General features: G+C 68.1%; 19 protein-coding genes and 9 tRNA genes. 22 read left to right on the forward strand and 6 right to left on the reverse strand.

Features of this window, described 5'->3' with window-relative positions:
• Positions 1-21: 21 nt before the first annotated feature.
• Both phoB and AC1PLR_RS04615 read right to left on the reverse strand, forming a co-directional pair.
• The gene (gene phoB / locus AC1PLR_RS04610; protein WP_010341114.1) at positions 22-711 is read right to left on the reverse strand and encodes a phosphate regulon transcriptional regulator PhoB; all 690 of its coding nucleotides are present in this window, start codon (positions 709-711) and stop codon (positions 22-24) included.
• An 83-nt stretch (positions 712-794) separates the two neighbouring features.
• Positions 795-2,438, reverse strand: coding sequence for a M48 family metalloprotease (locus AC1PLR_RS04615; protein WP_481102810.1), 1,644 nt, complete (start codon positions 2,436-2,438; stop codon positions 795-797).
• Positions 2,439-2,587: 149 nt separating this feature from the next.
• Here AC1PLR_RS04615 and grxC point away from each other — a divergent pair, with 149 nt between their 5' ends.
• The 3 genes from grxC (at position 2,588) to AC1PLR_RS04630 (ending at position 4,480) form a co-directional block, all read left to right on the forward strand.
• Complete coding sequence (gene grxC / locus AC1PLR_RS04620) at positions 2,588-2,899, forward strand: glutaredoxin 3 (protein ID WP_017907836.1); 312 nt, start codon at positions 2,588-2,590, stop codon at positions 2,897-2,899.
• Positions 2,896-3,309 (forward strand): carboxymuconolactone decarboxylase family protein, encoded by a 414-nt coding sequence (locus AC1PLR_RS04625; RefSeq protein ID WP_481102811.1) that lies wholly within the window; start codon positions 2,896-2,898, stop codon positions 3,307-3,309. The genes grxC and AC1PLR_RS04625 overlap by 4 nt, the downstream gene beginning before the upstream one ends.
• Positions 3,310-3,472: 163 nt before the next feature.
• Entirely contained in the window at positions 3,473-4,480 is a 1,008-nt protein-coding gene (locus AC1PLR_RS04630; RefSeq protein WP_153751193.1) for an isocitrate dehydrogenase, read from the forward strand.
• A 143-nt stretch (positions 4,481-4,623) separates the two neighbouring features.
• On the opposite strand, the gene AC1PLR_RS04635 is transcribed toward AC1PLR_RS04630, so the two are convergent.
• Entirely contained in the window at positions 4,624-5,424 is an 801-nt protein-coding gene (locus AC1PLR_RS04635; RefSeq protein ID WP_481102812.1) for a Bax inhibitor-1/YccA family protein, read from the reverse strand.
• A gap of 154 nt (positions 5,425-5,578) precedes the next feature.
• Here AC1PLR_RS04635 and AC1PLR_RS04640 point away from each other — a divergent pair.
• The 14 genes from AC1PLR_RS04640 (at position 5,579) to AC1PLR_RS04705 (ending at position 15,584) form a co-directional block, all read left to right on the forward strand.
• Positions 5,579-5,655: transfer RNA gene (locus AC1PLR_RS04640), tRNA-Pro, on the forward strand.
• A 44-nt stretch (positions 5,656-5,699) separates the two neighbouring features.
• Positions 5,700-5,776: transfer RNA gene (locus tag AC1PLR_RS04645), tRNA-Arg, on the forward strand.
• 36 nt (positions 5,777-5,812) lie between these two features.
• Positions 5,813-5,889, forward strand: a tRNA-His gene (locus AC1PLR_RS04650).
• Between the two features lie 76 nt (positions 5,890-5,965).
• Positions 5,966-6,041: transfer RNA gene (locus AC1PLR_RS04655), tRNA-Lys, on the forward strand.
• Positions 6,042-6,131: 90 nt separating this feature from the next.
• Positions 6,132-6,216: transfer RNA gene (locus AC1PLR_RS04660), tRNA-Leu, on the forward strand.
• Positions 6,217-6,406: 190 nt separating this feature from the next.
• Entirely contained in the window at positions 6,407-7,702 is a 1,296-nt protein-coding gene (gene tig / locus AC1PLR_RS04665) for a trigger factor (RefSeq protein ID WP_481102813.1), read from the forward strand.
• A gap of 142 nt (positions 7,703-7,844) precedes the next feature.
• On the forward strand, positions 7,845-8,471 hold the full coding sequence (gene clpP / locus AC1PLR_RS04670) for an ATP-dependent Clp endopeptidase proteolytic subunit ClpP (RefSeq protein ID WP_010341121.1): 627 nt from the start codon (positions 7,845-7,847) through the stop codon (positions 8,469-8,471).
• Between the two features lie 128 nt (positions 8,472-8,599).
• Positions 8,600-9,886 carry an ATP-dependent Clp protease ATP-binding subunit ClpX gene (clpX, locus tag AC1PLR_RS04675; protein ID WP_010341122.1) on the forward strand — a complete coding sequence of 429 codons (1,287 nt, stop codon included), beginning with the start codon at positions 8,600-8,602 and terminating at the stop codon, positions 9,884-9,886.
• A gap of 178 nt (positions 9,887-10,064) precedes the next feature.
• Positions 10,065-12,533, forward strand: coding sequence for an endopeptidase La (gene lon, locus AC1PLR_RS04680; RefSeq protein ID WP_267121277.1), 2,469 nt, complete (start codon positions 10,065-10,067; stop codon positions 12,531-12,533).
• A gap of 229 nt (positions 12,534-12,762) precedes the next feature.
• Positions 12,763-13,035, forward strand: coding sequence for an HU family DNA-binding protein (locus tag AC1PLR_RS04685; protein ID WP_010341124.1), 273 nt, complete (start codon positions 12,763-12,765; stop codon positions 13,033-13,035).
• Positions 13,036-13,046: 11 nt separating this feature from the next.
• Positions 13,047-13,121, forward strand: a tRNA-Val gene (locus AC1PLR_RS04690).
• 27 nt (positions 13,122-13,148) lie between these two features.
• Positions 13,149-13,225, forward strand: a tRNA-Asp gene (locus AC1PLR_RS04695).
• A gap of 117 nt (positions 13,226-13,342) precedes the next feature.
• Positions 13,343-13,419, forward strand: a tRNA-Asp gene (locus tag AC1PLR_RS04700).
• 176 nt (positions 13,420-13,595) lie between these two features.
• On the forward strand, positions 13,596-15,584 hold the full coding sequence (locus tag AC1PLR_RS04705; protein ID WP_481102814.1) for a peptidylprolyl isomerase: 1,989 nt from the start codon (positions 13,596-13,598) through the stop codon (positions 15,582-15,584).
• Positions 15,585-15,992: 408 nt separating this feature from the next.
• On the opposite strand, the gene AC1PLR_RS04710 is transcribed toward AC1PLR_RS04705, so the two are convergent.
• Together AC1PLR_RS04710 and gloB are read right to left on the reverse strand one after the other, a co-directional pair.
• Complete coding sequence (locus AC1PLR_RS04710) at positions 15,993-17,207, reverse strand: lytic transglycosylase domain-containing protein (protein WP_481102815.1); 1,215 nt, start codon at positions 17,205-17,207, stop codon at positions 15,993-15,995.
• Complete coding sequence (gene gloB, locus AC1PLR_RS04715) at positions 17,204-17,971, reverse strand: hydroxyacylglutathione hydrolase (protein ID WP_481102816.1); 768 nt, start codon at positions 17,969-17,971, stop codon at positions 17,204-17,206. Before gloB ends, AC1PLR_RS04710 begins: the two co-directional genes overlap by 4 nt.
• Positions 17,972-17,983: 12 nt before the next feature.
• Here gloB and AC1PLR_RS04720 point away from each other — a divergent pair, with 12 nt between their 5' ends.
• The 3 genes from AC1PLR_RS04720 to dnaQ are packed head-to-tail and all read left to right on the forward strand — an operon-like array spanning position 17,984 to position 19,881.
• Positions 17,984-18,643, forward strand: coding sequence for a hypothetical protein (locus AC1PLR_RS04720; RefSeq protein ID WP_481102817.1), 660 nt, complete (start codon positions 17,984-17,986; stop codon positions 18,641-18,643).
• A 12-nt stretch (positions 18,644-18,655) separates the two neighbouring features.
• Complete coding sequence (rnhA, locus tag AC1PLR_RS04725) at positions 18,656-19,114, forward strand: ribonuclease HI (protein WP_010341132.1); 459 nt, start codon at positions 18,656-18,658, stop codon at positions 19,112-19,114.
• 29 nt (positions 19,115-19,143) lie between these two features.
• The gene (dnaQ, locus tag AC1PLR_RS04730) at positions 19,144-19,881 is read left to right on the forward strand and encodes a DNA polymerase III subunit epsilon (RefSeq protein ID WP_420009050.1); all 738 of its coding nucleotides are present in this window, start codon (positions 19,144-19,146) and stop codon (positions 19,879-19,881) included.
• 198 nt (positions 19,882-20,079) lie between these two features.
• Here dnaQ and AC1PLR_RS04735 read toward each other — a convergent pair whose 3' ends face one another.
• A complete protein-coding gene (locus AC1PLR_RS04735) occupies positions 20,080-20,784 on the reverse strand; it encodes a PP2C family protein-serine/threonine phosphatase (protein ID WP_048490132.1) in 705 nt (234 codons plus the stop codon).
• Between the two features lie 208 nt (positions 20,785-20,992).
• Between AC1PLR_RS04735 and AC1PLR_RS04740 the strand changes: the two genes are divergently transcribed.
• Both AC1PLR_RS04740 and AC1PLR_RS04745 read left to right on the forward strand, forming a co-directional pair.
• A tRNA-Ser gene (locus tag AC1PLR_RS04740) sits at positions 20,993-21,083 on the forward strand.
• A gap of 403 nt (positions 21,084-21,486) precedes the next feature.
• On the forward strand, positions 21,487-23,358 hold the full coding sequence (locus tag AC1PLR_RS04745; RefSeq protein WP_481102818.1) for a rhamnogalacturonan lyase B N-terminal domain-containing protein: 1,872 nt from the start codon (positions 21,487-21,489) through the stop codon (positions 23,356-23,358).
• Positions 23,359-23,412: the final 54 nt, after the last annotated feature.

A 23,412-nucleotide genomic window follows, 5' to 3' on the forward strand; every position in this document is an offset into this window, starting at 1 on the left:
TATAGCAGGCCAAGCTGGCGGTCAGATGGACGCAGAGAAGCGATAGCCGGACCCGCGGACGGTCTGCACCATGTTTTCCACCGCGAACGGCTCCAGCGTCTTGCGCAGGCGGCGGATGTGCACGTCGATGGTGCGCTCTTCCACGTAGACGCTGCCGCCCCAGACGTGGTCGAGCAACTGCGCGCGGCTGTACACGCGCTCGGGATGGGTCATGAAGAAGTGCAACAGGCGGTACTCGGTCGGGCCGATCGGCACCGGGGCGTCCCCGGCGAACACCCGGTGCGCGGCGCCGTCGATGCGCAGGCTGCCGACCGAGACGCTGCCGTCCTCGTCGTCCTCGCGGGTGCGGCGCATCACCGCGCGGATCCGCGCCAGCAGCTCGCGCGCGGAGAACGGCTTGACCACGTAGTCGTCGACGCCGGCCTCCAGGCCGCCGACCCGGTCGTTCTCCTCGCCGCGGGCGGTGAGCATGATGATCGGCACTTCGCGGGTCATCGCATCCTTGCGCCAGCGCCGGGCCAGTTCCAGGCCGCTGGTGCCGGGCAGCATCCAGTCCAGCAGGATCAGGTCCGGGACCCGGTCGGCGATCGAGGTCTGCGCCTCGCGGGCATCGCCGGCGTGCACCGGCTCGAAGTCGCCCTTGCGCAGGGCGAACGCGACCATGTCGCGGATGGCCGGTTCGTCGTCGACGATCAGGATGCGTTTCTGCACAACGGCACCGTGGAACTGGGGAGGAAGGTCGCCAGTAGACTACGGTTTTATTACGTTTAAATGACGTCTGCCATGGGTGCGTTTCAGCGCCGTTGCATGTCCGGGTCCTGCACGCCCTGGCGGCGCAGTTCCAGCACCGTCGGGGTGATCGCGGCGATGCGCGCGTCGATGCGCGCGCGCGCTACGTAGTCCAGGTCGCTGCGCTTCTTCAGGTTGTTGAGCTGGATCAGCGCCTGCTCCGGGTGCCCGTTCAGGTAGGCCGCCTCGGCATAGGCCTCGCCGGCGCGGGTCTCGTCGCCGGCCAATTCGCAGGCGCGGGCGAAGGTGCGCTGGAACACCGGATCCTCCGCGGCCGCCCCCAGCAGCGGCCGCAGCACCGCCTGCGCGCGCTGGCCGGCCTGGCGGCCGCCCTGTTCGTTGAGGGCGGTGGCATAGCTCAGCGCCACCGCGCGGTTGCTGGGCATGCGCTTGACCAGCGCCTCGAAGCGCTGGTCGGCGGCCTGGGGGCGGCCGGCCTTGGCCTCGGCCTCGGCCACCGCCACGGTCAGCCACCAGTTGTCCGGGTGCGCCTGCAGCAGGCCCTCCAGTGTCTGCGCTACCTCCTGCGCGCCGCCGCCGGCACGTAGCCGCGCCAGCGCCAGGCCGTAGCGCTGGGCATCGCTCAGGCCCTGCTTGCTGCCCTGGCGCAGGCCCTCGTACTCGCGGATCGCATCGGCCGGGGTGTTGGCGCTGAACACCCGCAGCCGCTCGCGGGCCCACTCGAACTGGCCGCTGGGGCCGCGCGCGTAGTTGGCGAACGGCAGTTGCAGGCCGCCCGGCAGCAGCGGATTGCTGGGCGCGCCCAGCGGCTGGCTCAGCGACACGTCGTTCGGATCGACCCGCTCCTGCAGGGTGCCGCCGGGCACGCTGGTGGTCACGGTCAGGGTGTTCTTCTTCATCTGCTCGGCGCGCTCGCGCGCCTCGCTGATGCGGGTGGTGGTGACCGGGTGGGTCATCAGGAAGTCGGGGGTGCTGTAGCCGCCCTGGTTGCCGCGCATCGCCAGCGACATGCGCTCGAAGAAGCCGGCCATCGCATCGACGTCATAGCCGCTGCGCGCCAGGGTGCGGATACCCAGGCGGTCGGCCTCCGATTCGTTGGAGCGGGTGTAGTCGATCTGCCGCTGCTGCATCAGCCCCAGGCCGCTGGCGATCGCAGCCTGAGTGGCGTCGCCGCTGGAGCGCCCGCCGGCCTGCTGCGCGGCGACCACCGCGGCGAGCATGCCGAGCAGGATCGGGATCTGGTCGCGCTGCGCCCGCTCCACCCCGCGCAGCACGTGCTGCTGGGTGACGTGGGCGATCTCGTGCGACAGCACCGCGGCCACCTCGTCCTCGCGCTCGGCGGTCAGCACCAGGCCGGCGTTGACCGCCACGTAGCCGCCGAGGGTGGCGAAGGCGTTGATCTGGCGGTCGCGCAGCATGAAGAAGGTGAACTTCTGCTGCGGCTGGTCGCTGTTGGCGCCGAGCCGGGTGCCCATGGTCTGCAGCCAGTCGTCGATCAGCGGGTCCTCGAGGACGTAGCCGTAGCTGCGCAGTTCGGCCAGCATCATCTTGCCGTACTCGGCCTGGCGGGCCGGGGTCAGCAGCTCGCCGGCCGAGGAGCCGATGTCCGGCAGCTTGTTCTCCTGGGCCGGCGCCACGGCGCAGGCGGTGGCCAGGGTGATCGCGAAGGCGAGCGGCAGCAGGCGCAAGACGGGCTCCAAGAGGGCAGGCGGACGCCGGGTGGCGGCCGGGACGACGGTGAATCCGGGATGATTCGCAGTGTTGCGGCAGCGGCCTCGAAAATCCACCCGGCCGCTACCATAGTGGCTTGGACCCTCTACACCGCCCGGAGTTTCCCGTGGACAACCCAACTGCCGACACCGGCCACGCCGGCGGCCCGCCGATCACCCTCTATTCCACCGCGATCTGCCCGTACTGCGTGGCGGCCAAGAACTTCCTCAAGAGCAAGGGCCGCACCTGGAACGAGGTGCGGATCGACCTGGACCCGGCCGAGCGCGAGAAGATGGTCGCCCTGGCGCGGCGCACCAGCGTGCCGCAGATCTTCGTCGGCGACGTGCACGTCGGCGGCTATGACGACATGATGGCGCTGCACCGCGCCGGCAAGCTGGAGCCCTTGCTCGACGGCCACGCCCCCGAGGCGCAGGCATGAGCGGCGCCGCGACCGGCGAGGGCAGCGCGTCCGGGCAGGACCGGGTGCGCGAATTCACCGAGTTCCGCCAGCGCATGAACCAGCGCATCCTGGCCGAGCCGAACCAGGTGGTGCGGCGCTTCTTCGCGCTGGACACCCAGACCTACCAGGCCGGCGCGCTGGATGTGAAGACCAAGGAACTGCTCGGCCTGGTCGCCTCGCTGGTGCTGCGCTGCGACGACTGCATCAGCTACCACGTGGCCCAGTGCAAGGAGGCCGGGGTCGGCCGCGAGGAGTTCTTCGAGACCTTCTCGGTGGGCCTGGTGGTCGGCGGATCGATCGTGATCCCGCACCTGCGCCGCGCGGTGGACTTCCTCGACACGCTGGAGGCCGGCGAGGCCGCCGCCCCGGCGCAACACGCGCACGACTGAGCCCGCCGCGGGCTACCCCGACGGCCGCCGGCGCCACGCCGGCGGCCGTCCGGTTTTGGGCGCCTTCACCGGCTTCGGGCATAATTACCGCTGAAACCTCCTTGCGCCTGCAGCCCCGGTTCCCGGGCGGCGCTCCCCCCTCTTGTACGGAAACCGCAACCCTATGACGCAGACAATCACGGTCATCCGTGGCGATGGCATCGGCCCGGAGATCATGGACGCCACGCTGTTCGTGCTCGACGCGCTGAACGCCGGCCTCACCTACGAATACGCCGACGCGGGCCTGGTGGCGCTCGAGAAGCACGGCGACCTGCTGCCGGCCGCCACGCTGGAGTCCATCCGCAAGAACAAGGTGGCGCTGAAGAGCCCGCTGACCACGCCGGTGGGCGAGGGCTTCAGTTCGATCAACGTGGCCATGCGCCGCCAGTTCGACCTGTACGCCAACGTGCGTCCGGCCAAGTCGTTCCCGAACACCAAGTCGCGTTTCGGTGCCGGCGTTGACCTGATCACCGTGCGCGAGAACACCGAAGGCGCCTACCTGAGCGAAGGCCAGGAAGTGTCCGCCGACGGCGAGACCGCGCTGTCGATGGCCAAGGTGACCCGCAAGGGCTCCGAGCGCATCGTCCGCTACGCCTTCGACTTGGCGCGCGCGACCGGCCGCAAGAAGGTCACCGCGGTGCACAAGGCCAACATCATCAAGTCCACCTCGGGCCTGTTCCTGAAGGTGGCGCGTGAAGTGGCGGCGAACTACCCGGAGATCGAATTCCAGGAAATGATCGTCGACAACGCCTGCATGCAGTTGGTGATGCGTCCGGAGCAGTTCGACATCATCGTCACCACCAACCTGTTCGGCGACATCCTGTCGGACCTGTGCGCCGGCCTGGTCGGTGGCCTGGGCCTGGCCCCGGGCGCCAACATCGGCGTGGACGCGGCGATCTTCGAAGCCGTGCACGGCTCGGCCCCGGACATCGCCGGGCAGGGCAAGGCCAACCCGTGCGCGCTGCTGCTGGGCGCGGCGCAGCTGCTGGACCACATCGGCCAGCCGCAGAACGCCGAGCGCCTGCGCAACGCCATCGTCGCCACCCTGGAAGCCAAGGACGGGCTGACCCCGGACCTGGGCGGCAGCGGCAACACCATGGGCTTCGCCCAGGCCATCGCCAGCCGCCTCTGAGCGCGCGGGAAGATCGCACGAAAAGAAAGGGCGCCTCTTGGCGCCCTTTTCTTTTGCTCGGAAGCCTGCCGAGGCCGCTTCCGCTCATCGATCACGGGGAGCCGCTGTTGCGATTCTCCAATCCCGATTCCCGACTCCCGGCTTCAATTCCGCGATTGCAGCTTCGACAGCAGGCGCAGGAACTCCAGGTACAGCCATACCAGCGTCACCATCAGGCCGAACGCGCCATACCACTCCATGTACTTGGGCGCGCCCTGTTCGACGCCGCTCTCGATGAAGTCGAAGTCCAGCACCAGGTTCAGCGCCGCCACCACCACCACGAACAGGCTGAACAGGATGCCGACCGTGCCGGAGGCGTGGATGTAGGGGATCTGGATGTTGAAGAAGCCCAGCACCATGGTCGCCAGATACACCAGGGCGATGCCGCCGGTGGCCGCGACCACGCCCAGCTTGAAGTTCTCGGTGGCCTTGATCATGCCGCTGCGGTAGGCGAACAGCATCGCGAACAGCGTGCCGAAGGTCAGCATCACCGCCTGCAGCACGATGCCGTTGAAGCGCACTTCGTACATTGCCGAGATCGATCCCAGGAAGAAGCCTTCCACTAGCGCATACAGCGGGGCGGTGATCGGCGACCATTCCTTCTTGAAGATCGTGATCAGGGCCAGGATGAAGCCGCCGACCAGGCCGCCCAGCGCGTAGCCGGCCACGCCCGGGGCGATCATCGCGTTGCCCGCGGCATCGATCGAGACCGACTGGCTCCAGGCGAATACGGCGGTGATCGCCGTCAACATCAGCAGGATGCCGGTCTTGTTGGCGGTACCGTTCAGTGTCATCGCGCCGCTGTCGCGCGCGGCGACCGCGCTGCTCCCGGGCGAGACCACGGTGCCGCTGCGCAGATCGAGGAAGGTGGATTCCTTCAGGGCGGGATTGCCGCTGCGAAACATGCTGTTTTCTCCTTATAAAAAGGCGCTCGGCCGATGCCGATGGCAAGGCCTGAGCATAGCGCAGGCGATGTTGCGTGCATGCGACGTTGACAGCAGGCCGCAAGCTTCCCACAATAGCCGACCTTTCCGGCCTTGGCCGCGAGGGATGTTCCGCCGGGGTATAGCGCAGTCTGGTAGCGCGCCTGCTTTGGGAGCAGGATGTCGGGGGTTCGAATCCCTCTACCCCGACCAATCCGATGTCCAACGGCGGAAAGGAATGCGACAATCCAGCCAGGGCGCCCGTAGCTCAACTGGATAGAGCACCGGCCTTCTAAGCCGGCGGTTACAGGTTCGATTCCTGTCGGGCGCGCCAACACCGGCGCCGGGCGGGAGATGCAAGGTTTCAATGGTGGCTGTAGCTCAGTTGGTTAGAGTACTGGATTGTGATTCCAGATGTCGGGGGTTCGAGTCCCCTCAGCCACCCCATTGATCGCGTGACCCGATGCTTCGCGGGGTGTTGCAACGAAGCAAAAAAGCACATAGAATGTGCGACTCAGTTTCAGGGCCGTTAGCTCAGTTGGTAGAGCAGTTGACTCTTAATCAATAGGTCCAAGGTTCGAATCCTTGACGGCCCACCAAAACGAAAAGGCACCTGCTCCGGCAGGTGCCTTTTTCTTTGCCGGCCGGCCTGCAACAATGTGCCGGCAGGCGCCATCCGGCGCCGCAGCGCGAAAGTGGCGGAATTGGTAGACGCCCTGGTTTTAGGTACCAGTGCCGCAAGGCGTAGGGGTTCGAGTCCCCTCTTTCGCACCATCCAGCCCCCTGCGGCCCCTCGCGGCGATGGCGGGTTCGGCGTCGCCACGGTGGCCGCTCGGCCCTGCGCTGGCAGGCGCCGCGGGAATAGGCGAAACTATCCGGCTGCGGCGGCTGTCCCGTGCCCGCGCCAACCCGTACTTTTCTACATCGTGCCGAGAGCCGTGGGCTCCCGGTGGCAGGAGTCCACATGCAAGCTTCGATCGAAACCACCGGTACCCTGGAACGGCGTCTGACCTTCACCCTGCCGGAGGATCGCCTGGAAACCCATGTCGGCGGCCGCCTGCGCGAAGTCGCGCGCACCGCGCGGATCAAGGGCTTCCGTCCGGGCAAGATTCCGGCCAAGGTGATCGAGCAGCGCTTCGGGCCGCAGATCCGCGCCGAGGCGCTGGACGGCCTGCTGCGCGAGACCTTCGACTCGGCCGTGCGCGAGCACGAGCTGCGCCTGGCCGGCAATCCGCGCATCGACCGCGCCGGCGACAACGAACTGCAGTTCGTGGCCACCTTCGAAGTGGTGCCGGACTTCGGCGACATCGACGTGTCCACGCTGCAGGTGATCCGCCACACCGCCGAGGTCACCGACGCCGACATCGAACAGATGATCGAGAACCTGCGCCTGCAGCGTCGCACCTGGCAGCCGGCCGCGCGTCCGGCGCAGGACGGCGACCTGGTGACGCTGGAGACCTGGTCGCAGGTCGGCGACGAGCGTTTGCCGGCCGAGGGCGTGGAGAAGGGCAGCAGCGTGATCGGCTCGGGCGTCATGTTTCCGGTGATCGAACAGGGCCTGGTCGGCCTGTCCAAGGGCGAAGAGAAGACGCTGACGGTCGACTTCCCGGCCGACTGGCGCGTGCCGCAGTTCGCCGGCAAGCAGGTCCAGGTGCACGTGAAGGCGGTCGACGTCGCCGCGCCGGTGCTGCCGGACGTGGACAAGGAGTTCATCAAGAGCTTCGGCGTGAAGAGCGGCGATGCCGAGCAGTTCCGCAAGGACATCCGTATCAACCTGGAGCGCGAGCTCAAGGGCGCGCTGATGAACCGTCTGCGTCGCGAAGTGGGCGAGCAGCTGATCGCCGCCTACGCGTCGGTGGAAATGCCGCCGCGCCTGGTCGAGAACGAGGCGCGCGCCATGCTGGCGCAGCAGGTCGAGCAACTGCGCCGTTCCGGTCGCGACCCGGGCCAGGTGCCGGACGACGCCCACCAGGGCTTCATGGACGCCGCACGCAAGCGCGTGCTGGTCGGCCTGCTGGTCGGCGAGGTTGCCCGCCGCAACGAACTGCGCCTGGACCCGAAGCGGGTCTCGGAGACGCTGCGCCTGATCGCCTCGACCTACGAAGAGCCGGAGCAGGTCATTGAGATGTACCGCAACGATCCCCAATTGATGGGGGGACTGCAGAGCCGCGTGATGGAAGAGCAGGTGATCGACTGGATCGCCGAGCGCGCCCAGCACACCGAGCAGGCGATGTCGTTCCAGGACGCGATCCGTCAATAAGACGACGCGTCGCCGCGTTGCGCAGCCGACCTGCGCGACGCGGATCCCGTTTCACCTCCCCGCGGCGGCGGGGCGCAACACGATGCGAAGCCCTGCACACCCCCGTGCAGGGACGGACCCCCGAGCAGCAGGAGATCACCGCGTGGACAATGTGACCAAGGCCTTGAATCTGGTTCCGATGGTGGTCGAACAGACCAGTCGTGGCGAGCGTGCCTACGACATCTATTCGCGTCTGCTGAAGGAGCGCCTGATCTTCCTGGTCGGCCCGATCGACGACCACATGGCCAATGTGATCGTGGCCCAGTTGCTGTTCTTGGAAGCGGACAATCCGGAGAAGGACATCAGCATCTACATCAACTCGCCGGGCGGCGTGGTCACCGCCGGCATGGCGATCTACGACACCATGCAGTACATCAAGCCGGACGTGAGCACCATCTGCGTCGGCCAGGCCGCCTCGATGGGCGCGCTGCTGCTGGCGTCGGGCGCGGCCGGCAAGCGCTATGCGCTGCCGAACTCGCGGGTGATGATCCACCAGCCGCTGGGCGGCTTCCAGGGCCAGGCCACCGACATCGACATCCACGCCCGCGAGATCCTGACCCTGCGCGCGCGGCTGAACGAAATCCTGGCCAAGCACACCGGCCAGTCGCTGGAAACCATCGCCCGCGACACCGAGCGCGACAACTTCAAGAGCGCCATCGACGCGCAGGCCTACGGCCTCGTCGACCAGGTCCTGGAGCGTCGTCCGGATGAGTCCATCCAGCCGGCATAAGGCTTGCATGTACTGCAAAACGCAGCGTATTCCGCAGGGCCGGGGTCGGGCTAGCGTCCTCCCGGCCCTGTGCTATTCTCGAAATCGAACCCCCGTTCATCGGGTGGGGTAACTGGGTAAGCGAAGCAATGAGCGAAGACCGGCAAGGCCGTTCCGGCGACAGCAACAAGATCCTGTACTGCTCGTTCTGCGGCAAGAGTCAACACGAGGTCCGTAAGCTGATCGCCGGGCCCAGCGTGTTCATCTGCGACGAATGCGTCGAGTTGTGCAACGACATCATCCGCGAGGAGCTCGAGGAGAAGGCGCAGTCGGCACGCAGCAGCCTGCCCAAGCCGCGCGAGATCCTCGAAGTGCTCGACCAGTACGTGATCGGCCAGCAGCGCGCCAAGCGCACGCTCGCCGTGGCCGTGTACAACCACTACAAGCGCATCGAGAGCCGGCAGAAGAACGACGAGGTCGAACTGGCCAAGTCCAACATCCTGCTGGTCGGTCCGACCGGTTCGGGTAAGACGCTGCTGGCCGAAACGCTGGCGCGCCTGCTCAACGTGCCGTTCACCATCGCCGATGCGACCACGCTGACCGAAGCCGGCTACGTCGGCGAGGACGTGGAGAACATCATCCAGAAGCTGCTGCAGAAGTGCGACTACGACGTCGACAAGGCGCAGCAGGGCATCGTCTACATCGACGAGATCGACAAGATCTCGCGCAAGAGCGAGAACCCGTCGATCACCCGCGACGTGTCCGGCGAAGGCGTGCAGCAGGCGCTGCTGAAGCTGATCGAAGGCACGGTCGCCTCGGTGCCGCCGCAGGGCGGGCGCAAGCATCCGCAGCAGGAATTCCTGCAGGTGGACACCAAGAACATCCTGTTCATCTGCGGCGGCGCGTTCGCCGGCCTGGACAAGGTGATCCAGCAGCGCTCCAACGATGCCGGCGGCATCGGCTTCGGCGCCAAGGTCAAGAGCGTCGAGCGCAAGCGCGAGGTCGGCAAGATCCTGGCCGACGTCGAGCCGGAAGACCTGATCAAGTTCGGCCTGATCCCCGAGTTCGTCGGCCGCCTGCCGGTGGTCGCCACGCTGGAGGAACTGGACGAGCCGGCGCTGATCAAGATCCTCACCGAGCCGAAGAACGCCATCACCAAGCAGTTCAAGAAGCTGTTCGAGATGGAAGGCGTGGAGCTGGAGTTCCGCCAGGACGCGCTGCTGGCCATCGCCAAGAAGGCGCTCAAGCGCAAGACCGGCGCGCGCGGCCTGCGCACCATCGTCGAGTCGGTGCTGCTGGACACGATGTACGAGCTGCCGTCGCAGGAGAACGTCAGCAAGGTGGTCGTGGACGAGTCGGTGATCGAGCACAAGTCCGAGCCGTACCTGATCTACCAGACCCCGCCGGCGGCGCCCAAGGTCGCCTCCGCGGAGTGACCCCGGGCCGGAGGCGCGCGGCGGCCCTGCCGCGTGCCCCGGGCTTGCTGGTAAGTCGCTGAAACATAAAGGGGTTCTGCGCTCCCCTTGCATCGTCCAGCCGATGGCCCCATAACGGGGCCATCGGCGTTTTTATGGCCGCCCGCATCGCGTTCCCGCCTCCCAAATCGGAATCCTCATGGCCCAGTCCCAATCCGAAGTCCTCGACCTGCCGGTCCTGCCATTGCGCGACGTCGTGGTCTTCCCGCACATGGTCATCCCGCTGTTCGTCGGTCGCGACAAATCCATGCGCGCGCTCGAGCACGCGATGGAGGCCGACAAGCGCATCCTGCTGGTCGCGCAGAAGTCCGCCGAGACCGACGATCCGGCGGCGGCCGACCTCTACAACGTCGGCACGCTGGCGCAGGTGCTGCAACTGCTGAAGCTGCCCGACGGCACCATCAAAGTGCTGGTCGAAGGCCTGTCGCGCGTCAGCGTCGACAAGGTCGCCGAGCGCGACGGCGCGCTGCAGGGCGAAGGCCGCGAGATCGATGCCGCCGAATCGCGCGAGGAGCGCGAGGTCGAGGCGATCGCGCGCTCGCTGATGTCGCTGTTCGAGCAGTACGTCAAGACCAACCGCAAGCTGCCGCCGGAGCTGCTGCAGACCCTGTCCGGCATCGACGAGCCCGGCCGCCTGGCCGACACCATCGCCGCGCATATCGGCGTGCGCCTGGCCGACAAGCAGCGCCTGCTGGAAACGCTGGAAGTGGGCGAGCGGCTGGAGATGCTGGTCGGCCTGGTCGACGGCGAGATCGACGTGCAGCAGCTGGAGAAGCGCATCCGCGGCCGGGTCAAGTCGCAGATGGAGAAGAGCCAGCGCGAGTACTACCTCAACGAGCAGATGAAGGCGATCCAGAAGGAACTGGGCGACCTCGACGATGCGCCGGGCGAGCTGGAGGAACTGGCGCGCAAGATCGCCGAGGCCGGCATGCCCAAGCCAGTGGAGACCAAGGCCAAGGCCGAACTCAACAAGCTCAAGCAGATGTCGCCGATGTCGGCCGAAGCCGCGGTGGTGCGCAACTACCTCGACTGGCTGCTGGGCGTGCCGTGGAAGAAGCGCAGCAAGGTGCGCAAGGACCTGAAGGTCGCGCAGGAAACCCTCGATGCCGATCACTACGGCCTGGAGAAGGTCAAGGACCGCATCCTCGAGTACCTGGCGGTGCAGTCGCGGGTGAAGCAGATGAAGGGGCCGATCCTGTGCCTGGTCGGACCGCCGGGCGTGGGCAAGACCTCGCTGGGCCAGTCCATCGCCAAGGCGACGAACCGCAAGTTCGTGCGCATGTCGCTGGGCGGCGTGCGCGACGAGGCGGAGATCCGCGGCCATCGCCGGACCTACGTCGGTTCGATGCCGGGCCGCATCGTGCAGAACCTCAACAAGGTCGGCAGCAAGAACCCGCTGTTCGTGCTCGACGAGATCGACAAGATGTCGATGGACTTCCGCGGCGATCCGTCGTCGGCGCTGCTGGAAGTGCTCGACCCCGAGCAGAACAACGCCTTCAACGACCACTACCTGGAAGTGGACCTGGACCTTTCCGAAGTGATGTTCGTGGCGACCTCCAATTCGCTGAACATCCCCGGCCCGTTGCTGGACCGCATGGAAGTGATCCGCATCCCCGGCTACACCGAGGACGAGAAGCTCAACATCGCCGCGCGCTACCTGGTGCCCAAGCAGCTCAAGGCCAATGGCCTGAAGCAGGACGAGCTGGAGATCGGCGCCGACGCGATCCGCGACATCGTGCGCTACTACACGCGCGAATCCGGCGTGCGTAATCTCGAGCGCGAAGTCGCCAAGATCTGCCGCAAGGTGGTCAAGGAGATCGCCCTGGCCGGTCCGCAGCCGGCTGCCCCGGCGAAGAAGGCCGCAGCGAAGAAGGGTGCCGTGCGCAAGGACAAGGCGCGCGTGAGCGTCGGCTCGAAGAACCTGGACAAGTACCTGGGCGTGCGCCGCTACGACTTCGGTCGTGCCGAGGAGCAGAACGAGATCGGCCTGGTGACCGGCTTGGCCTGGACCGAGGTCGGCGGCGATCTGCTGCAGATCGAATCGACCCTGGTCCCGGGCAAGGGCGCGGTGATCCTGACCGGCCAGCTCGGCGACGTGATGAAGGAATCGGCGTCGGCCGCGTTGTCGGTGGTGCGCTCGCGCGCCGAGCGCCTCGGCATCGAGGCGGACTTCCTGCAGAAGCACGACGTCCACCTGCACGTGCCGGACGGCGCCACGCCGAAGGACGGCCCCAGCGCCGGCATCGCGATGGTGACCTCGCTGGTGTCGATGCTGACCAAGGTGCCGGTCAAGTCGGAGGTGGCGATGACCGGCGAGATCACCCTGCGTGGCCGCGTCTCGGCGATCGGCGGACTCAAGGAGAAGCTGCTGGCCGCACTGCGCGGCGGCATCCGCACCGTGCTGATCCCCGAGGAGAACCGCAAGGATCTGGCCGACATCCCGGAGAACGTCACCCGCGATCTGAAGATCGTGCCGGTGAAGTGGATCGACGAAGTGCTGGATCTGGCACTGGAGCGTCCGCTCGCGCCCAAGCCCGCCGCCGATGCCGAACAGGCGCCGTCGCGGCGCAAGCAGAAAGCATCCTCGAACCCGCGCGTCAAGCACTGACGCGCGCTGAACCGCACCCGCGCAAACGGCTCAAACCCGCGCCGTTGTTGGCTTTTCGGCTTGCGCGGGTATGGGCCCGCTGGTATAAATGCAGCGCTTGCGAGCACCGCGAACGGGCGTGCTTGGTAGTGCAAAACATATCCATCGGGGTCTCGCCCAGGCGAGGCAGGCCACGCCGACACCCGATCCTCAATCCGCGGTCTTCTGCCGCACATGGAGTCATCAAGAAATGAATAAAGCCGAACTGAACGACGCGATCGCCGCTGCCGCCGACATCTCCAAGGCCGAAGCCGGTCGTGCCATCGACGCCTTCGTGTCGGAAGTGACCAAGGCCCTGAAGAAGGGCGACAGCGTCACGCTCGTGGGCTTCGGCACCTTCCAGGTGCGCGACCGTGCCGAGCGCACCGGCCGCAACCCGAAGACCGGCGACTCCATCAAGATCGCGGCGTCGAAGAATCCGACGTTCAAGGCTGGTAAAGCGCTGAAGGATGCCGTAAACTAATCGACTCGCTAGGGTGCTTAGCTCAGCGGTAGAGCGTCTCCTTTACACGGAGAGGGTCGGGGGTTCGAAACCCTCAGCACCCACCAGAGCACCAAGCGACAGGTTTCAAAAGCGGAGTGGTAGTTCAGTCGGTTAGAATGCTGGCCTGTCACGCCGGAGGTCGCGGGTTCGAGTCCCGTCCACTCCGCCAGTTGTACCGAAGCCCCCGAGCGATCGGGGGTTTCGTTTCTCGCAGTCGCCGCCACGCGCCAGCGTTGGCCCGGCAGCTCCGGGAAAGCGGGCCTCGCGCCCGCCTCCGTTCAAACGCGGAGTGGTAGTTCAGTCGGTTAGAATGCTGGCCTGTCACGCCGGAGGTCGCGGGTTCGAGTCCCGTCCACTCCGCCATTTGTACGCGAAACCCCCGAGCGATCGGGGGTTTCTTTTTTTCCGCGGCGCGCTGGCGTTCGCCCCCCGATTGCCGCCGCGGCGCATGAGCGGCGCGGGTTGCCGGGCGGCCGGTTCTGCCGCAAGGCGTGAAGCGGGTTAAACTGCGCGGCTCGCCAATAGGCCGTCGGTTCCCAATGCTGCAGAAACTTCGCGAAAAGACCTCGGGCTGGATCGCCACCGCGATCATCGGTCTGTTGATGATTCCGTTCCTGTTCGTCATCGACAACAGCTACCTCGGTGGCGTCGGTGCCAACAATGTCGCCAAGGTGCAGGCGCCGCCGTCGTGGTGGTCGTCGGCGCCGTCGTGGTGGCCGGTGTCGCTGCTGTGGCAGCACCACGAAGTGAGCACGGAGCAGTTCCGTACCCGCTTCGAGCAGGCGCGCATCCAGGCGCGCGAGCAGCAGGGCGAGAACTTCGATCCGCGTGCGTTCGAAAGCATCGACAACAAGCGCAAGCTGCTCGATCAACTGATCGACGAGCAGGTGGCGAAGTTGTCGGCCGAGCGTGCCGGCGTGGTCATCGGCGATGCCGCGGTGCGCGATTACATCAGCTCCATGCCTGCGTTCCAGAACGACGGCAAGTTCGATCCGGAGCGCTACCGCCTGGCCCTGGCCTCGGGCACGCCGCCGCGCACGCCGACCATGTTCCAGCAGTTGGTGCGCGATGCGCTGCAGCAGTCGGTGATTCCGTCGGGCATCGCCGAATCCGCGTTCGCCACCAAGCAGGAGACCGATCGCCTGCTGAAGATGTTGGGCGAAACCCGCGACGTGGAGATGGCGCTGTTGCCGGAGATGCCGGCCGACACCGCGCCGGTCAGCGACGCGCAGGTGCAGCAGTGGTACGACTCGCACAAGTCCGACTTCAAGCAGCCGGAAACCGTGACGATCGAGTACGTCGACCTCAATGCGGCCAGCCTGCCGCCGGCCAAGCCGGCCGACGAGGCGACGCTGCGCAAGCGCTACGACGACGAGAAGGCGCGCTTCGTCGAGCCCGACCAGCGGCTGGCCTCGCACATCCTGATCAGCGCCGGCAAGGATGCGGCCTCGCAGAAGGCGGCCGAGGCCAAGGCCGCCAAGCTGGCGGCCGAAGCCAGGCAGCCCGGCGCCGATTTCGCCGCGCTGGCTCGCGCCAACTCCGACGATCCCGGTTCCAAGAACGCCGGCGGCGACCTGGGCTGGGTGGAGAAGGGCGTGATGGTGAAGCCGTTCGAGGACGCGCTGTTCGCGATGAAGCCCGGCGAGATCGTCGGCCCGATCAAGAGCGAGTTCGGCTATCACGTGATCCAGCTGCGCCAGGTCAAGGGCGGCGAAGGCAAGTCGTTCGAGCAGGTGCGCGACCAGCTCGCCAGCGAGCAACTGAAGGCCGACAGCGAGAAGGCCTTCAGCGACCTGAGCGGCAAGCTGGTGGACCTGGTCTACAAGAACCCGACCGCGCTGGCCTCGGCAGCGAAGGAAGTGGGCTTGCCGGTGCAGACGCTGGGGCCGTTCTCGCGCGCAAACGCCAGCGGCATCGCTGCGCAGCCGGCGGTGTTGCGCGCTGCGTTCTCCGACACCCTGGTGCAGGACGGCACGGTCAGCGACCCGATCAACCTGGGGCCGAACCACAGCGTGCTGATCCGCGTGACCCAGCACCAGCCGGAGCAGATCCAGCCGCTGGCCAAGGTGCACGAGCAGGTCGTCGCCGCGGTGCATGCCGATCGCACCGCCAAGGCCGCCGCCGCCAAGGCCGACGCGCTGCTGGCGCGCCTGCGCAAGGGCGAAACGCTGCAGGCCTTGGCTGGCCCGGAAAAGCTGCAGATCAACCCGATGCCCGGGCTGCCGCGCAACGTGCCGATGCCGAGCGCACAGGCCAGCCAGGCGATCTTCAGCGCGCCGCAGCCGGCCGACGGCAAGCCCTCGGTAGGCAAGGTCGAGCTGCCTGCCGCGCCGGGCACGGTGGGCAAGCGCTATGCGCTGTTCGTGGTCACCAAGGTGACGCCGGGCGATCTGAGCAAGGTGCCGGCCGAGCAGCAGACGATGTTCCAGCAGCAGCTGGCGCGCATCGAAGGCGAGGCCGATGCCAAGGCCTACGTCGATGCGATGCGCAAGCACTTCAAGATCAGCGTGCAGGAGTCGCAGCTGTAGCAGCGGCGCCGTCGATACGTGCTGTCACGCAACAGGCCCGGCATTGCCGGGCCTGTTGCGTTTCAGAGTGGCATCAACGTGTGCGTCTTGCCGCGCACAGCGGTGCGGCAACGTGCGCGCAAGCACCGGACGTGCGCCGGCTGGCAGGTTGGGTGGGCACGAAGGGCGGCAGCGGCCGCCATCGCTTGGCCCGAGGCGCTGTGCAAGCTGGCTGTGATCAAGGCAAAGCGTCCTGCCCGTCGGGCAATGCGCCCGTTGCCGCAGGTGCTGTGCGCGGTGAGGCGCCAGGCTCGCAGAGGTTCGCGTCGTGTCAGGCGCCGCTCGGGTCGTGGTCATTCCCGCGACGCGGCTGCATGTCCTCGGGCGTTGCAGCGTGTTCCGGACGTCGTCCCGCCGAAGCGGGAGCGCTCAGTCCTCGTAGCTCAGCACCATGCCAGGACGCAGCACGCTGCGCGCGGACAGGCCGTTCTTCATCAGCAGCGCCTGCACGGTGATGCCATAGCGCTTGGCGATATTCCAGGCGGTGTCGCCGTCGCGCACGGTGTGGGTATGGCGGGAGCGTGTGCCAGCGCGGGTGGCGCGGCTCGGCGCGGGGCTGTCGTCGGCGCTGGCCACGGTGGCGACAACCGGAGCGTCGTCCTGGGTGGGCGGTGCGGTGTCCTGCTGGGCCAGCACGGGGCCGCCCACGCTGCGTGGCGCCAGCACCGGCAGTGCGCGCTTGGCGCCGCGGCCGTTGCCCAGGGCCGGATTCAGCCGGGCGAGCTGGTTGCCCTGCAGCGCCTGGCGCCGGGCCCACTCGTCCAGCGCCATGCCAGCGGGCAGGGTCTGCGCCTGCAGAATCGGCACGTCGCGGTCCAGCGAGGCCATCCATTCGTCGCGGGTCTGCGCCTGTTCCAGCACGCAGGCCAGCGCGTGCAGCTTCTCGACGTAGGCATAAGTGACCGAGGACAGCCCGGGCAGCTTGTCCGGCTGCGCGTTCTGCGCGTTCATGCCGGCGCGGCGCATCGACTGCAGCACGCGGTACTCGCCGGCGTTGTAGGCCATGATCGCCAGGCGCCAGTCGCCGCCGAACATGCCGTGCAGGGTCTTCAAGTAGCGCACCGCGGCGCGGGTGGAGTCGACCGCGGACAGACGGCCGTCGTAGCCGTTCTCCAGCGGAACGTCGTGGTTGCGCGCGGTGCCGGGGATGAACTGCCACAGGCCGGCGGGGCCGCCGCTGTTGCGCGCGGCCGGGCGGTAGCCGCTTTCCACGAACGGGATCAGCGCGAACTCGGTCGGCAGGTTGGCCGCGCGCAGTTCGTCGACCACGTAGCCGAACAGCGGCAGTACGTCCTCGTCCTCGTCGGCCAGGCGCGAGGGGGCGCGCGAGAACTGCTGCTGCCAGCGCGCATCGGTGGCGCCGGCGTCGCAACGCGCGTCGGCCAGGCCGTCGCGGAAGCGGGCGAGGATGTCGTGCCCGTTACGGGTGGTGGGCGGCGGCAGCGCCGCCGCATCCGTCGGCAGGCCGTTCAGGCCGGCTACGGTCTGCTCGAGTGCGGCCGCAAGCGGGGTCGCGGCCGCCGCGGGGGGCGCCGCCGACGCCATCGCCAGCGTCAGCGCCGCCGTCAACGCCAGCGCCCTCATGCGCGGAAATCGTCTTTCCAGCGCCTCAATTCGGCGAAGACTTCCACTTCGTCGGACACCCCCCGGCCGAGCCGGGCGCCGATCGCCTGCTGGATCGCCGCCGAGGCGGTGCGCAGGAACGGATTGGTCGCCAGTTCGCTGGCGAGGGTGACGGGAACGGTGGGGCGGGCAGCGTGACGCATGGCCTGGGCTTCCTGATGGCGCTGCCGCAGGGCAGCGTTGGTGGGATCGACCGTGACGGCGAATGCCGCATTGGCCAAGGTGTATTCGTGTCCGTAGCAGACCAGCGTCTGCCCCGGGAGGGCGGACAGGCGCTGCAGCGAACCCAACATCTGGGAGGGCGTACCTTCGAACATGCGCCCACAGCCCAGGCTGAACAGCGTATCGCCGCTGAACAGGTGACCGTGGCCGACATAGGCCAGGTGCGAGCGGGTGTGGCCGGGGACGGACAGGGTATCGAACTGCCAGTCCAGCACCTTTATGACATCGCCGTCGCCGACCCGCTCGCACGAAAATCCAGCGATCCGCGGGTCGTCCGGCGCGTACACCGGGATGTCCGGCCAGCGTTCGCGCAGCGCCGCCACGCCGCCGATATGGTCGTCGTGATGGTGGGTGAGCAGGATGGCGGCCGGCTGCAGGCCTTGTGCAGCGGCCTCCAGGACCGGTTCGGCCTGGCCGGGATCGACCAGCAATGCACGCCCGTCGTCCGTGGCGATCGCCCAGATGTAGTTATCCTGGAATGCGGGCAGGGCGATCAGTCGCATAGAATTGGCACCATGCCTGCCGTGTCGCTCCCTCGTCAAGCCAACGTCTCATCCTGGTTTGATACGGCCGGGGCGCAGGCGCTGCTCCAGGCCGAGCAGCCGCTGATCCTCGACGCCCTGCTCAAGCGCCCCGCGCAGCCCTGGCTGTGGCTGGCGCCGGTGCCGCTGCCGCCTCCCGGGCGCGAGCTGCCGGGGCGGGGCGTGCGCCTGCACCGCAGCCCGCGCGGCTATGCCGGCGACCTGGTGTGCACGCTGCCGCTGCCGCTGCCGTCGGAGAGCGTCAACGCCATCGTCCTGCAGCACGTGCTCGCCGCCGACGCGGCGGAGCTGCTGGAGGAATGCGAGCGCATCCTGATGCCGGGCGGCCGCGTGTGGCTGTTCGCGCTCAACGCGATGAGCCCGTACCGGCTGCGCTGGCGCCGCCAGGGCCTGGTGGCGCGCCCGCCCGGCAGTTGGCGCGGCCTGCTGGAACAGGTCGGCCTGCCCTGCGTGGAGCAGTTGCGCTATCTCGGGCCGGTGTGGCCGACCCGCGGTGGCGTCGGCCCAGCCACCTCCACCGCGCCGCTGCGCGCGGTCTGCATGCTGCAGGCGGAAAAACGCACCGCCGCCGGCATCGGCCCCATTCCGCTGCGCGCGCCGGTCCGCTGGCGCGGCTCGGTCGCTTCGATCTGAACACGGAGTTTCATGAAGACTGTCGACATCCATACCGATGGCGCCTGCCTCGGTAATCCCGGCCCCGGCGGCTGGGCAGCGCTGCTGCGCTACAAGGGGCTGGAGCGCGAGGTGGCCGGCGCCGAGGCGCACACCACCAACAACCGCATGGAACTGATGGCCGCGATCATGGCCCTGGAGACGCTCAACGAGCCCTGCCAGATCGTGCTGCACACCGACTCGCAGTACGTGCGCCAGGGCATCACCGAATGGATGCCGGGTTGGGTGCGGCGGCAGTGGAAGACCGCTGGCGGCGATCCGGTCAAGAACCGTGATCTGTGGGAGCGGCTGCACGCCGCGGCGCAGCGGCATACGATCGACTGGCGCTGGGTCAAGGGCCACAACGGCGATCCGGACAACGAGCGGGTCGACCAGCTGGCGCGCAACCAGGCCCTGCACGTGCGCGCCGGTGGCGCCGTGGTCGCGCCTTGATCCCGTCTCCCTTTTCCGCTGCGAGTCCCATGCGTCAGATCATCCTCGATACCGAAACCACCGGCCTGGAATGGAAGAAGGGCAACCGCGTCGTCGAAATTGGCGCGGTGGAACTGCTCGAACGCCGCCCCAGCGGGCGCAACTTCCATCGCTACCTGCGCCCGGACTGCGATTTCGAACCCGGCGCGCAGGAAGTCACCGGCCTGACGCTGGATTTCCTTGCCGACAAGCCGGAATTCCACGAGGTGGTCGACGAATTCCTGGAGTTCATCGACGGCGCCGAGCTGATCATCCACAACGCCTCGTTCGACCTGGGCTTTCTGGATTACGAACTGTCGCGGCTGGGCGAGTCCTACGGCCGCATCCTCGACCGCGCCACGGTGATCGACACCTTGCTGCTCGCGCGCGAGCGCTTCCCCGGCCAGCGCAATTCGCTGGACGCGCTGTGCAAGCGGCTGGGCGTGGACAACTCGCACCGGCAACTGCACGGCGCGCTGCTCGATGCGCAGATCCTCAGCGACGTGTACATCGCGCTGACCTCCGGTCAGGAGGAGATCGGCTTCGCCCTGGCCGAGGACGGCGCCGCGCATGCGGCGGCGCAGGGTCCGGCATTCGACATGACCATGCTGCTGCCGCGGCCGCGGGTGTTGCCGACGGCCTCGGAACTGGAAGCGCACCAGGCGCGGCTGGAGAAGCTGCGCAAGAAGGCCGGCCGCGCGTTGTGGGACGAGGCCGAGCCGGTCGTGGCGGACGCGGTGGCCGGTTGAAGGGCGCCTCGAATGACGGCGGGAGTGTTGTAGGAGCGGCTTCAGCCGCGATGGGGCGTCCCCGGGAAGGCCCCATCGCGGCTGAAGCCGCTCCTACAGGGCAGCCTGGCCGGCTTGGGCGTGAAGAATGCAGATGCCCAGCGGTGCCCTGACGTCGTTTGCGCGGCCGGCCGGAGCCGCCGCCGCGCCGCACCGAATTCAGTGACAGCGCACCAGGATCGCGGTGATGTTGTCCGAGCCGCCTTCGTCGAGCGCGGCGGCGACCAGCATGTCCACGCACTCCTGCGCGCTGCAGTCGTCGTGGCCCAGCGCGCTGGCCAGGCCGGCATCGTCCACTTCCTCGGTCAGCCCGTCGCTGCACAACAGCAGGCGCATGCCCGGGCGCAGTTCGCCGGTCATCGTGGCCACGTTGAGGTGCTGGGGATCGGTGACGCCCAGCGCCTGGGTGACCACGTTGCGGTGCGGATGGGCGCGGGCCTGCTCGGCGGTGAGCGCGCCCTGCGCGATCAGTTCCTGCACGTAGCTGTGGTCCTGGCTGAGCTGGGCCAGCTTGCCGTCGCGCCACAGATAGGCGCGGCTGTCGCCGACCCAGGCGACCTCGAAGCGGTTGCCCTGCACCCGCGCGGCCACCACCGTGGTGCCCATCGGCAGGGTATCGTTGCGGCGCTGCGAGGCGCGGATGATCTCCTCGTCGGCGATGCGGATGGCCTGCGCCAGCGCGGTGCCGCCGCGCACTTCACGGACGATGGCCTCGCGCGCAAGGGCGCTGGCGACCTCGCCGCAGGCGTGGCCGCCCATGCCGTCGGCCACCAGCCACAGCCCCAGTTCGTGGTCGCCGTAGTAGGTGTCCTCGTTGAGGTCGCGGCGCAGGCCGACGTGGGTGAGGTGTCCGAATTCGATCATTGTGCGCCTGCGGCCGGCGGGTGTTTTCTGGGGTCGACGGGCATCATCGCGGTCGCGCGCGGATCAGGCAATCGCCGCGCGCGGCGCCAAGCAGGCGGGGTTCATCGCCCCGCGCCGCCGGGCGCTTGCGGGGCCTCCGCGCCGGGCCGCTTGTCCGCGCGCGGCGGGAACCGTATGATGCACGCCCCCGGTCCGCCGGGGACCACCCGGGAAGGTGGCAGAGTGGTTGAATGTACCTGACTCGAAATCAGGCAGGCGTTTATAGCGCCTCGGGGGTTCGAATCCCCCCCTTCCCGCCAGTTCTTGCGTCTCGCGCATCCGCGAGGCCGCGTCTCCAGGGGCATGCCCCGCGCCGCGCAGGCAACCGCCGCTGGCGATGACAACCGCGCTTGGCGGTGTCCGCGATCAACCCCGTGTTTCCGCTTCGAGATGATTCCTCAACGGTTCGTGGGCGGCGGTAAACCGCATGTTGGGCATCGGGCCGCCCTGTCGCACGAGCAATCACCAAAGCCCTGCGCGTGGCGTGCCTCCCGTTGCGTTCGCCGCTTGGACCGATCCTGCCTCGCCACGGGTAATGCGACCGCCTGGCCCGCCGATGCGGTGCGTCGTCGGGCCTGGATGCCGTCGCGTCGCAGGCGCTCCCATTCTGCGCTGGACAAGCCCGTTCTCCCGGTTCATCCATCGTCCAGCGGTCGTGTTCGCATGCTGTCGCCCCCTGGTTTCGGCATTGGCGCAATGGACAGTCGGGTTGGCTTCGAGCGTGCGGGTCGACATGCCGACGCATGTCCCGGCGTCACCACGGCGTTGCAGCGCGCACAGGCGATGAAAACGGCGAGCGCAGGCCGGCGCCCAGGATCGCGTCGGTGTTCCTCCTTCATCACGATGTGCATCCTGCTGTTTGTCGCGGTCGGCGCCACGGCTCAGCGCGGCGCTGCGGCGCCGCTGCCGGACGCCCCGGCGTCCGCGCGCGCGGCAGGGTTCGGGCTCAGCGAACGCCCGGATGCCTATGTCGTCGACACGGGCGCGGGGTTGACCTTTGCCGTGCGGCGCATCGCCGGCCGCAGTGGATTGCAGAGCGCGGGCGGCCTGTGTTCGCTGCGCTGGCATGGCGTCGAGTACCAGGATCCGGCCAAGGACAGCCACGTCAACTCGGGTTTCGCCGGCCTCTACGCGGATGCCGGGCCGGTCGCGGTCGAGGCGCGACAGCTCGATGCCGACACGATCCGGGTGACGGTGCGCTCGGGCGATCTGGTCCATTACTACCTGGCCCGGCGCGGCGAGCCGCGCATCTACATGGCCGACCGCTTCGGCAGCGAACCGAAGCCCGGGCTGCTGCGCTTCGTCGTGCGCGTGCCCTGGGCGCTGCTCCCGCATGGCCCCGAACCCGCGAACCTGCACGGGACCGACCGGACTATCGAGGCGCACGATGTGTTCGCCCGCCCGGACGGGCAGACCCGCTCGAAACACTACTCCAACATGCGGCTGCTCGACTGGCGCTACTTCGGCGCGACCGGTGCGCATGTCGGGATGTGGATGGTGCGCGACGACAACGAGGGCGGCTCCGGCGGCCCGTTCTACCGCAGTCTGCTGGACCAGGGCACCGTCGACCAGGAACTGACCTACATCGTCAATTACGGCGAAGGCCAGACCGAGCCGTTCCGCACCGGCGTCCTCGATGCCTATACGCTGGTCTTCACCGATGGTGCGCCGCCGGGGCCGGTCGATACCGGCTGGTTCGCCGGTGCGGGCCTGGACGGTTACGTGCCGCCGGCGGCGCGCGGCGCGGTGGCCGGTACGGCACGCGGCCTCGATCCCGCCTTTGCCTACACGGTGGGTTTCGCCTCGGCGCAGGCGCAGTACTGGACCGGCGTCGGCGCGGACGGGCGTTTCGAACGCAGCGGCATGCTGCCCGGCGCCTACCGGGTGACGCTCTACAAGAACGAACTGGCCGTCGCGCAGGGCGAGGCCACCGTGGCGGCAGGCCGTGCCGTGGCCACCGGGACGCTGCGCGCCGACGATCCGGACGCCGTGCCGGCGTTGTGGCGGATCGGGCGCTGGGACGGCTCGCCGCGCGAGTTCTTGAATGGCGACAAGGTGACGACCATGCACCCGTCGGACGTGCGCATGGCGAACTGGCGGACCGCGCCGTTCACGGTCGATGCGTCGTCAGCGGCGCAGGACTTTCCTGCGTATCAATGGCAGGACGTGAACAACGCGCTGCACGTGCGCTTCGTGCTCAAGCGCCTGCCGGCGGCGCCGCCGACGTTGCGCATCGGCATCACCACCGCCGCGTTTCATGGGCGCCCGGTGCCCGCGATCGGCGGGTGGCAGGCGGCGGTTCCTACGGCGTCGCCGCAACCGACCTCGCGCACGCTGACGGTCGGAACCTATCGCGGCAACAACACCGTCTATCGCTTCGTCATCCCGTTGTCCGCGTTGAAGGTCGGGAGCAACGACCTGACGTTGAGCGTCGCCAGCGGTCAGCACGGGCAGGGTTTCCTCAGTCCGGGCGTTGCGTACGATGCGATCGATCTGATCCAGGACGTGCCGGCGGGCGTCGCTGCGACGCGCTGACGTCCGTGCTCCGCTCCAGGCGGGCGCGCCGCCGCGACGCAGCGCCGACGCCGT

The sequence above is a fragment of the Xanthomonas sp. NCPPB 3570 genome (assembly GCF_056725115.1).

Coding starts and splice junctions, on each gene's coding strand:
- AC1PLR_RS04735 (WP_048490132.1), bottom strand. CDS start 20,784: ATGATCGAATTCGGACACCTCACCCACGTCGGCCTGCGCCGCGACCTC.
- AC1PLR_RS04685 (WP_010341124.1), top strand. CDS start 12,763: ATGAATAAAGCCGAACTGAACGACGCGATCGCCGCTGCCGCCGACATC.
- AC1PLR_RS04705 (WP_481102814.1), top strand. CDS start 13,596: ATGCTGCAGAAACTTCGCGAAAAGACCTCGGGCTGGATCGCCACCGCG.
- clpX (WP_010341122.1), top strand. CDS start 8,600: ATGAGCGAAGACCGGCAAGGCCGTTCCGGCGACAGCAACAAGATCCTG.
- AC1PLR_RS04635 (WP_481102812.1), bottom strand. CDS start 5,424: ATGTTTCGCAGCGGCAATCCCGCCCTGAAGGAATCCACCTTCCTCGAT.
- AC1PLR_RS04630 (WP_153751193.1), top strand. CDS start 3,473: ATGACGCAGACAATCACGGTCATCCGTGGCGATGGCATCGGCCCGGAG.
- AC1PLR_RS04720 (WP_481102817.1), top strand. CDS start 17,984: ATGCCTGCCGTGTCGCTCCCTCGTCAAGCCAACGTCTCATCCTGGTTT.
- AC1PLR_RS04745 (WP_481102818.1), top strand. CDS start 21,487: ATGCTGTCGCCCCCTGGTTTCGGCATTGGCGCAATGGACAGTCGGGTT.
- lon (WP_267121277.1), top strand. CDS start 10,065: ATGGCCCAGTCCCAATCCGAAGTCCTCGACCTGCCGGTCCTGCCATTG.
- dnaQ (WP_420009050.1), top strand. CDS start 19,144: ATGCGTCAGATCATCCTCGATACCGAAACCACCGGCCTGGAATGGAAG.
- gloB (WP_481102816.1), bottom strand. CDS start 17,971: ATGCGACTGATCGCCCTGCCCGCATTCCAGGATAACTACATCTGGGCG.
- rnhA (WP_010341132.1), top strand. CDS start 18,656: ATGAAGACTGTCGACATCCATACCGATGGCGCCTGCCTCGGTAATCCC.
- AC1PLR_RS04625 (WP_481102811.1), top strand. CDS start 2,896: ATGAGCGGCGCCGCGACCGGCGAGGGCAGCGCGTCCGGGCAGGACCGG.
- AC1PLR_RS04710 (WP_481102815.1), bottom strand. CDS start 17,207: ATGAGGGCGCTGGCGTTGACGGCGGCGCTGACGCTGGCGATGGCGTCG.
- tig (WP_481102813.1), top strand. CDS start 6,407: ATGCAAGCTTCGATCGAAACCACCGGTACCCTGGAACGGCGTCTGACC.